The organism is Chitinophaga agrisoli (assembly GCF_008386695.1).
Lineage (GTDB): Bacteria > Bacteroidota > Bacteroidia > Chitinophagales > Chitinophagaceae > Chitinophaga > Chitinophaga agrisoli.
In genome coordinates, this window is the sequence record NZ_VUOC01000002.1 from 1,971,093 (window position 1) to 1,980,335 (window position 9,243).

A 9,243-nucleotide genomic window follows, 5' to 3' on the forward strand; every position below is an offset into this window, starting at 1 on the left:
TTTTCATAGGTCAGATTCAAGACAAATATAAAAATAAGACACTAATTAGTGAATTAAATATTATTTATTTTTGTGAGATCATACCTAAAATCTGTAATTATGGAAAGGAAACCAGTAGCAGGCGCTATCCGGAATAAGGAAAGAAGCAAAAAAAAGTTCCTGAGTGCTGTAGGGAAGATCCTTAAAACCAAAGGATACCAGGGGTTAAGGGTAAATGATATAGCCACAACGGCCGGACTTGACAAAAAAATGATCTACTCTTACTTTGGCGGTACAGACCAGCTTATTGATGAATATATCCGCAGCCAGGATTTCTGGAGCAATATAAAAGAAGATAAAATTCCGGCTGGTATTAAAGATGGTGGGAAGGCTTTTTCTGAAAACATGTTGTTGTCTCAATTTGACTATGTTTTCAAAAACAAAGAATTGCAAAAGATATTGCTATGGCGTTTATCTGAAAAGAGAAAATCGTTGAAAAAGTTAACGGACGTTCAGGAAAAGAATGGTGAGGCGCTGTTTAGAAATATTATGGACCCGCATTTTGGGGATAATGATAAACAATTCCGTGCGGTGATGGCTATTCTGGTATCGGGTATTTATTATTTGAATTTGTATGCGGCTGTGAATGGGAGTGTTTTTTGTGGTTTGGATATGAAAAGTGAGGAGGGTAGAGATGAGGTAAAGAAAGCACTGTCGTTTTTGGTTGAGCGGACGTATGGGGGGTTATAATACCGATCAACTGAGTGCCGGACTGAATAAAACACATTCAAAAACGCCGGCAACTTCCAGCCTGGAAAGTTCATCACCTTCAAGTATAATATCTGTATACGATGGGTCAGAGGACAAGGGTTTAAGAATAATACGCTCATGCTCCCAGGTATCATCGGCATTATCTTTTTTTATGCTGAAGTACTTTTTGACCGTATAATTTGAGCCGAAATCGGCATCCTGGATACTGGTGTGGGATACCAATACAACCTTCCCGTTTCTGCTACCGCCGCTATATTTTCGAAATAAGCAGATAGCCCCATTGGGAATTAATTTATTCATTGACTCTCCTACCACTTTGCAGGCGAAATGATCTGCTGATATTCTTAACCCATTCCCGATAGGAAACTGTTCGACACTACCACTGATCTGCTGCTCGCTAAAACTTCCGGCCGCGGCAGTGAAGTCATACAGCGGCACACTTCTGATAGATGGTACAGTTGGCGCTTCTATCCTGGCAGCGTTCGCAATAGGCTCGTTATAAGAAGGAATGTAACGTGCGAAATATTCCCGAAGTCCCTCATCACATACATAAATGTAGGTGCCTTTGATACCACGTAGCATCATCGTTTTGTAAATATTAATAATGAAATCCTTCAATTGTGCTAGATCTTTAATACTATTTTTGCCATTTCTATCATAATAATTATCCTTTCTAATTATGATTTTTCCCTTTTCATAGCCAATCTCATTACCGAAAATAATACCAGTATAATTCAGGTCGTATCCCTGTATTTTATGAATACAACCTATCTCGTTAATAGCATTTTTTGAATTGATCCAGTCTTTTGCAGCAGCACTATTCCATCTCAACTCGAGCGTGCCCATTCTAATATCAATGGCATTCTTATTCTTTTTAGAGAGCCAAGGCCATGCAAATCCTGCCACTACTCTTGCCAGCTGTTCCACGCGGTCTTTTTCTTTAATATGGTTTATCATCTGCTCCAGATCATTAAAAAGCAGGAAGTCATATTTTCTTAGTTTAATTTTTTCTTTTGTGTTAATAAGATCCCCCTTCAGCAGACGGTCAATGAAGTTTACATACTTTAATCCGCCCTTTACGCGAAACTGTGAATTAAGGTATTCTGTTTTGGTTTTTGGGGCATTTTTAAGACTGTCAAACTTTTCCTGCAACACATCTGAAGGTCTGATTGATTGAAATTCATCATAAAAGAAAATGCTCTTATCAGACTGCTTAATAACCCAGTCGAGCTCATCCCCTGTCTCCTTATCTATATTCAAATCGGCGCTGACCCTATCAAAGTCACCAAAGTAGTTACCCAAATTAACTCTTCTCCGGAGCCGGTGTGCCTCATCAACCAGGACAATATCGTAACGGTTCTTACCAAGATCAGCTGGCCCGACCACCATGTCCGCGCTTAATCCTTCCACATGTCTGAATATTTTTTTTACAGTTGATCTAAAGGAGTCTACAGGAATAATTAACGCCATTTTCGGGTTAGGCAGTTTCTGTTTTAACTGATGCACCAGATCTACTATCCGTTGATCTTCCGGACCAAAAGCACTGAAATTAAAATCCTCTTCGGCTGTATGTAATAGCTTAAATAAAAAAACGGCCAGAACAGTTTTCCCTGAACCAGCACCACCCTCTATAACAATATTCTTATATCGGTCATCCAATAAAGACTCAAGGATCAATATCAGACTTTTCGTTTGCTCAGTACTTAATGCTTTGTAGGGAGAATACTTAAATAGATCAGAATTATCAATTTGCCGCAGCGTGTGTTTTACTATCTTTAATTCGAGAAATTTGTCCCAGATGGACCGGAAAATTTCATAGTATAATTCCTCCTTTTGATAATAGCTATGGTCGGCTAACCCAAGATTAGCATTTAACAAGTTGTACATGCCGTCACCGGACAAATATTTAATGCAGTTTGCTTCAATGTCAAGTGCAGCCGATTTATTAAACTTCTTGCCTGAAAGCAAATAGACTTCATTCAGTTTGCTTTTTTCAGGATGGTTCAGGTGAGTAGTTAGCCGGGTAATTATGTCGATGGTTTCACCAACATATGCATTGAGTTTCTTTTTATTCTTTTCCTTTAACAAGTAAACAACCGGCCAGAATTCCTGAGCAAAATAATAATCGTAAAGTTGTTCAATTCCTTCAGAATTAAAAACTTGCTTCTCAATATTGTACTCTTGGGCAAAATTCATAGGTCGTTATATTTCTTAGCACTGCCTTTCGCTTTTTCAACGGGATATTTTAAAGCGTTCTTCTGTATTTTATTAGTTACAATGTCATTGACATCAAACCCATACTTATCTGCCAATTGCAGGGCGTAAGTGAAAATATCAGCCAATTCTTCTTTCACTTTTTCCGGGTCAGCTTCTTCTGGCTTTTTCCATAGAAATAATTCATTTAGTTCCGCAGCCTCAATACTTAATGCTAAAGCCAAATCCTTAGCATTGTGGAATTGACTCCAGTCACGTTCTATATTGAACTCTCTGATCTTATTTATTAGTATTTGCCACTCACCCATAAAATACCTTTAAATGGCAATTTAAGAAACTATTTACAATAAAGGATTGTGTGTGTCTCAGGGTTATACTAAAGTTATCGAACACAATGATGCATATTTATGTGCTTGAATGCTAACTACCTACAAACAAAAAAGGGGAGTGATCTTTCGATCACTCCCCTCAGTGGAGCTGGCGGGAATCGAACCCGCGTCCAAACATATCCTCCAAAAGCTTTCTACATGCTTATTTACGCATTGATGTGTCGGAACTTGGCAGGGACGTAACTAACCAACCTTGTCCTTATCCGTTGTTGTTTCGGCACTCACTCACAGAAACCATGAGTACCTATCCTCCTAGTTTGTTGATTCGGCGGCGGCAGTCTTAGCAGGCGCAGACTTGCGGCGGCTATAATGGGTACCTAATTTAATTAGGCAGCCATGGCGTAGTTAGATTCGCCAATTAAAGTTTGTATATTCAGATTTACGTGCTAATTATACAACGCACGGCATGCTTACACTTTCAAAGACCTATGCTGTCAAAACCAGGCAGCCCCAGTTTGTATTGCAGACAGCAAATATACGACTTTTTTAGTTATAAATTACGGTGGTCAATCGTTGTAGCAGGCCGCCGGCATAAAAAAGGGTGTACCATTACGATACACCCTTCACTATCTTATAACTTATCGGTTATGAAAACCATTTGCTGATAATATTCCTCCATACATCCAGGCCATTCGCATACAGCAACAGCGCAAACAACAGCACCATACCTACGATCTGGGCATATTCCAGGAACTTCTCGCTGGGCTTGCGGCCGCTGATGATCTCGTACAACAGGAACAGCACATGGCCGCCATCCAGCGCCGGGATCGGTAAGATGTTCATAAACGCCAGGATGATGGACAGCAGGGCCGTCATTTCCCAGAAGGACATCCAGTCCCATTCGCCGGGGAACAAGTTACCAATGGTGAGGAAACCGCCTAGTGACTCGCTGGCCTTTACTTCTTTGGAAACAAAGATGAGACGCAGCTGCTGCACATATTTTACCAGGGTATTGATACATTTATTGAAACCTGCCGGTATGGCTTCAAAGAAGCTGTATTTTCTGGTGTTCAGCTGGAAGAACTTGGACAGGTCCGGCTCTACATAAACGCCCATTATACCGTCTTCTTTTAGCGGTACGTTCAGCACTACGGTATCGTTGCCGCGCAATACGCCCAGCTTTACCGTTTGGCTCTTATAGGGCGCTATCATCTTCTTGAAATCGCTCACGTAAGTGCCGGGCTGACCGTTCAGGGTGATCAGTTTATCCCCTTTACGCACGCCTGCTTTTTCTGCAACAGATTCTTTGGCAAAATACCCCGCGTAGTAAGGCACGCGTGGCACGGCAAACGGTGATTTCTGCTTGATCATCTGGCGGATAAAACCCGGAGGGATGGCTACATTCAGCTCTTGTCCATCGCGGGATACCTGTATGCTTTTAGCTTCCTTCAGGATGATCTCCGCCGGAATAGCCTGGAAGTTCTCTACTTTCTGATGATCTACGGATAATATCATATCACCATCGCGCAGGCCTATACTCTGTGCCAGGGAATCAGTAGCGATACCATATTTCACGTTCTGGGTGGGCAGATAGGTTTCTCCCCAATACCAGAGCATCATAGCGTATATCAGGAAACCCAGGATCAGGTTAACGGTTACCCCGCCTATCATGATAATGAGGCGCTGCCAGGCCGGTTTGGAGCGGAACTCCCAGGGCTCGGGGGGCCGCATCATCTGATCGCGGTCCATGCTCTCATCTATCATACCGGATATCTTAACATAGCCACCCAGGGGCAACCAGCCTACGCCGTATTCCGTTTCTCCTTTCTTGAATTTGAATAAAGAAAACCAGGGGTCAAAGAACAAGTAGAACTTCTCTACTTTGGTCTTGAATAGCTTGGCCGGGATAAAATGCCCTAACTCATGCAGTACCACCAGGATAGACAGTGACAGGATCAGCTGCCCGGCTTTCACAAATATTTCTTGTGTTGTCATGTATTTAAAATCTCCGCTTAAAATAAGGTATTTTTTCTATCAGCGCGGCCATCAGATCACGATTGCGTTGATCAGCGCTGCGGCGTGCTCGCGGGCTGCTGTATCGCTTTCGTAATAGTCATGCAGGGTGGGCGTTTCGATGTGCTGCACCTTTACCATGGTTTCCTCAATTACTTCTGTCATCTGCAGGAAACCGATCCGGTTCTTCAGAAAAGCATGTACTACCTCTTCGTTGGCTGCGTTCATGATGCAGGCGGCATTACCGCCTTTTCTGAGCGCTTCAATAGCAATGGCAAGGTTACGGAAAGTTTTGGTATCCGGCTGCTCAAAAGTGAGGGAAGGAAAATTCTTAAAGGAAAACCTTGGAAAATCGTTGGCCAGCCGTTCCGGGTATCCCATTGCATACTGGATGGGCAGCTTCATATCCGGCAGGCCCATCTGGGCCTTCAGGGAGCCATCTACAAATTGCACCAGGGAGTGAATGATAGACTGGGGATGGATCACCACCTCAATCTGGTCCGGTTCCAGGCCAAACAGCCAGCGGGCCTCTATCATTTCCAACCCTTTATTCATCAGGGTGGCGGAATCAATAGTTATTTTGGCGCCCATGCTCCAGTTAGGGTGCTGCAGGGCGTGATCTTTCTTTACATTGATCAGGAAATTGGGCTTTTTACCCAGGAACGGACCGCCGGAAGCCGTTAAGATCACTTTTTCCACGCTGTTGGGCGCTTCTCCCTGCAGGCATTGGAAAATGGCGGCATGCTCAGAGTCCACCGGGATCACCGGCACATTCTTACGCCGGGCGGTGGCCATTACAATATCACCTGCTACTACCAGCGTTTCCTTATTGGCCAGGGCTACCGGGGTACCGTGCTCTATGGCGGAGAGGGTGGGCGCCAGACCGGCAAAGCCCATAATGGCGGCCAGCACCATATCAATATTGTCCCAGGCGGCTACTTCTACCATGGAACGGGCGCCGGCAAATACTTTGATGCCTTTGTCAAACAGTACGTCCTTTACAGCCTGGTATTGACTTTCGTCGGCTATTACCACTGCATTGGGCCGGAATTTCAGGGCCTGCTCTATCAGCAGGTCCGCATTTTGCCGGGCGGTGAGCACCTCTACCCGGAATTTATCGGGGTGGGCGGCTATTACATCCAGCGCCTGTATACCAATGGAACCGGTAGAGCCTAGAATGGCAATGTTCTTTTTAGTCATTTTACAATAATATCGATTATCACTGATTTCAGATTGCGTCCAAAATGTTAAAATATTTGCAATCCATTATCATTGAAGGTATTGCATCAGTTGCTCAGCCAGCGTTCTGTCGTTGCTTAAACGGGGTACTTTGTTCTGTCCGCCTAATTTTCCGATGGATTTCATAAAATCTATAAACCCTTGCCGGCGTATTGGCCTGATTTTCAGGGGTTGCAAAATATTTCCAGTTAACAGGTCATCGTAATATATATTCTTTTGCCGCAGATTTTGGTCCACCTTGTTGGCAAAGGTAGCTAAATCAGCCGGCATGGTCTCAAACTCGATAAACCATTCATGATAAGGCAGTTCACCATCGGCCTGTACCCTGGGAGCTACCGTAAACTCAGTAATACGCACCTGCTCTTCGGAAGCCGCCTTCATAAGGCTATGCTCCACTTCCTCCCCTATCACGTGCTCGCCAAAGGCGGAAATAAAGTGTTTGACACGGCCCGTTACCACTATCCGGAAGGGGTTCAGGGACACAAATTTCACCGTATCGCCAATATTATAGCCCCACAAGCCGGCATTGCTATTAATAATAAGGGCATAGTTCACCCCCAGCTCTACATCTTTGAGGGATAAACGGGTGGGATTTTCGGAAAAGATCTCCTGTGCGGGGATAAATTCAAAGAAAATCCCGGAATTGGCATTTAACAGCAATCCCTCCTGCCCCTGTACATCCTGGAAGGCAATAAAACCCTCTGATGCGGGAAATGTCTCTATAGTATGGATGGGCCGGCCGATGGATTCCATCAGCTTAGCCCGGTACGGTTCAAAGTTTACGCCGCCATATACCAGGAGGTCCAGGTTCTTGAACAGCTCTCCTACCGGCTTGCCGCTACGGGCAATGAGCCGGTCAAAGTACATCTGTACCCACGGCGGAATACCGCTGATCAGGGTCATATCCTGGTTAATGGTCTCCTCCACGATCCTATCCAGCTTGGTCTCCCAGTCTTCAATACAGTTGGTCTCATAGCTGGGCAGCTGGTTGGTGCGCAGGTAACGGGGCACGTGGTGGTTTACAATGCCGCTGAGGCGCCCGGTGGGGATGCCGCCTACACGCTCCAGCTCCGGAGAGCCGGAAAGGAAGATCATCTTACCGTCCGCAAAGGCTGTATTACCGGTTTCCGCCATATAATGCAGCAGGGCATTACGGGCGGTATCTATATGATTGGAAACAGATTCCTTGGTAATGGGTATATATTTAATACCACTGGTGGTGCCGGATGTTTTAGCCAGATATATAGGTTGTCCTTTCCAGAGCACATGATGACGGCCTTCCTTTATCTTATTAATATAGGGTTTAAACTGTTCATAGTCCCGTATGGGAACAGCCGCCTTAAAGTCATTATATGTATGGATAGCATCAAAATTGTGCTCTTTACCAAAATCCGTCTTCCTGCCTGTTTTTATCAAATCCTCCAGGATGGCATCCTGGTCTTCTACCGCCCTTTGCATTTCCTTCCTGATCTTGCTGCTCACAATGGAAGCAAATGGTTTGGCCAGCAGTGATTTAAACTTCATGCCGTGTGTAGTTTAAGAATAGTTGAAATGACAAAAGTATAAAAATTGTGATGCTTTGCACGGCAAGTTAACGGTTTTTCACAAACGGACCATAGCGTACAGGCGTGGGCACATGGCATGTTGAAAAAGGCTCCGCCGGCACAGGATCCGCTGCTGGCTGGCATAAAAGCGCTATATATAAAAAAACGTATCTTTGAAAAAAATAAGCCCTTACGCTATTAGGGTCATAATGTTATACGTGGCTTTTTGTTTTTACTTTAGAAATACTAAAAAAAAGTAGAAAACTTTGCCAATTAAAAAACAAGTGGTACTTTTGCAGGAAATTATTTTGGGTAATTATGTTTGCAGTTGTAATAATCGCAGGTCAGCAATTCAAAGTACAAAAAGACCAGGAAATATTTGTACAGCAGTTAGAGGGTAAAATTGGCGATAAAGTCGAGTTCCCCGAAGTACTGTTAATAGACAATGCTGGTAAGCTGACAGTTGGCACTGATGTAAAATCAGTAGTTAAAGCAGAGATCCTGGGTCACGTACAGGGTGATAAAGTGATCGCTTTCAAAATGAAGCGCAGAAAAGGCTTCAGAAAGAAAGTCGGCCACCGTACACATTTTACAAAGATCAAGATCTCCGACATTGCTTAATTTTTAAAGTTTTAAACTCTATATAGAATGGCACATAAAAAAGGTGAAGGTAGCGTAAAGAACGGCCGTGACTCCCAGAGCAAAAGACTGGGCGTTAAGATTTTCGGTGGACAAGCTGCTGTAGCTGGTAATATTATTATACGTCAGAGAGGTACGGTGTACCATCCTGGTGTGAATGTAGGTGTAGGTAGAGATTTCACCATCTTTGCTACTACCGACGGTGTAGTTGAGTTCCGCAAAGGACGTGAGAACAGGACCTACGTTTCCGTTAAAGCATTTGACGCCACCGCACAGGCAGAGGCCTAACGTGCGGTGTTTGCCATAAAGTTTTTTTTAATACCCAATTTTTCATTTACTAACCCAAATTCAAAAAACAATGGCAACAATTAAAAAAGCTGCTAAAAAGGCAGCGCCTAAAAAGAAAGCTGCTGCTAAGTAAGCTGCTCCTAAAAAGAAAGCTGCTGCTAAGAAAGCTGCTCCTAAAAAGAAAGCTGCTGCTAAGAAAGCTGCTCCTAAAAAGAAAGCTGCTGCTA

Annotated in this window: 8 protein-coding genes and 1 other RNA gene; 3 read left to right on the plus strand and 6 right to left on the minus strand. The window is 43.8% G+C overall.

From position 1 onward, the window contains the following. The first annotated feature begins 99 nt into the window (after nucleotides 1-99). A complete protein-coding gene (locus F0L74_RS15265) occupies nucleotides 100-729 on the plus strand; it encodes a TetR/AcrR family transcriptional regulator (protein WP_149838706.1) in 630 nt (209 codons plus the stop codon). A 6-nt stretch (nucleotides 730-735) separates the two neighbouring features. On the opposite strand, the gene F0L74_RS15270 is transcribed toward F0L74_RS15265, so the two are convergent. The 6 genes from F0L74_RS15270 to F0L74_RS15295 form a co-directional block, all read right to left on the minus strand. Continuing rightward, on the minus strand, nucleotides 736-2,946 hold the full coding sequence (locus F0L74_RS15270) for a DNA/RNA helicase domain-containing protein (RefSeq protein ID WP_149838707.1): 2,211 nt from the start codon (nucleotides 2,944-2,946) through the stop codon (nucleotides 736-738). Further along, nucleotides 2,943-3,272 carry a nucleotide pyrophosphohydrolase gene (locus F0L74_RS15275; protein WP_149838708.1) on the minus strand — a complete coding sequence of 110 codons (330 nt, stop codon included), beginning with the start codon at nucleotides 3,270-3,272 and terminating at the stop codon, nucleotides 2,943-2,945. Before F0L74_RS15275 ends, F0L74_RS15270 begins: the two co-directional genes overlap by 4 nt. 161 nt (nucleotides 3,273-3,433) lie before the next feature. Further along, nucleotides 3,434-3,805: a transfer-messenger RNA gene (gene ssrA, locus F0L74_RS15280) on the minus strand. Nucleotides 3,806-3,938: 133 nt separating this feature from the next. Beyond that, entirely contained in the window at nucleotides 3,939-5,288 is a 1,350-nt protein-coding gene (rseP, locus tag F0L74_RS15285) for an RIP metalloprotease RseP (protein WP_149838709.1), read from the minus strand. 51 nt (nucleotides 5,289-5,339) lie between these two features. Next, entirely contained in the window at nucleotides 5,340-6,506 is a 1,167-nt protein-coding gene (locus F0L74_RS15290) for a 1-deoxy-D-xylulose-5-phosphate reductoisomerase (protein ID WP_149838710.1), read from the minus strand. A gap of 69 nt (nucleotides 6,507-6,575) precedes the next feature. Next, on the minus strand, nucleotides 6,576-8,069 hold the full coding sequence (locus tag F0L74_RS15295; RefSeq protein WP_149838711.1) for a GH3 auxin-responsive promoter family protein: 1,494 nt from the start codon (nucleotides 8,067-8,069) through the stop codon (nucleotides 6,576-6,578). A gap of 338 nt (nucleotides 8,070-8,407) precedes the next feature. Here F0L74_RS15295 and rplU point away from each other — a divergent pair, with 338 nt between their 5' ends. Then, a complete protein-coding gene (gene rplU / locus F0L74_RS15300; RefSeq protein WP_149838712.1) occupies nucleotides 8,408-8,710 on the plus strand; it encodes a 50S ribosomal protein L21 in 303 nt (100 codons plus the stop codon). 27 nt (nucleotides 8,711-8,737) lie between these two features. Next, nucleotides 8,738-9,016 (plus strand): 50S ribosomal protein L27, encoded by a 279-nt coding sequence (rpmA, locus tag F0L74_RS15305; RefSeq protein ID WP_149838713.1) that lies wholly within the window; start codon nucleotides 8,738-8,740, stop codon nucleotides 9,014-9,016. Nucleotides 9,017-9,243 lie beyond the last annotated feature (227 nt).

Excerpts from the sequence above, each read along its gene's own strand:
- F0L74_RS15265 (WP_149838706.1), top strand. The coding sequence starts at position 100 with ATGGAAAGGAAACCAGTAGCAGGCGCTATCCGGAATAAGGAAAGAAGC.
- F0L74_RS15270 (WP_149838707.1), bottom strand. The coding sequence starts at position 2,946 with ATGAATTTTGCCCAAGAGTACAATATTGAGAAGCAAGTTTTTAATTCT.
- F0L74_RS15275 (WP_149838708.1), bottom strand. The coding sequence starts at position 3,272 with ATGGGTGAGTGGCAAATACTAATAAATAAGATCAGAGAGTTCAATATA.
- rseP (WP_149838709.1), bottom strand. The coding sequence starts at position 5,288 with ATGACAACACAAGAAATATTTGTGAAAGCCGGGCAGCTGATCCTGTCA.
- F0L74_RS15290 (WP_149838710.1), bottom strand. The coding sequence starts at position 6,506 with ATGACTAAAAAGAACATTGCCATTCTAGGCTCTACCGGTTCCATTGGT.
- F0L74_RS15295 (WP_149838711.1), bottom strand. The coding sequence starts at position 8,069 with ATGAAGTTTAAATCACTGCTGGCCAAACCATTTGCTTCCATTGTGAGC.
- rplU (WP_149838712.1), top strand. The coding sequence starts at position 8,408 with ATGTTTGCAGTTGTAATAATCGCAGGTCAGCAATTCAAAGTACAAAAA.
- rpmA (WP_149838713.1), top strand. The coding sequence starts at position 8,738 with ATGGCACATAAAAAAGGTGAAGGTAGCGTAAAGAACGGCCGTGACTCC.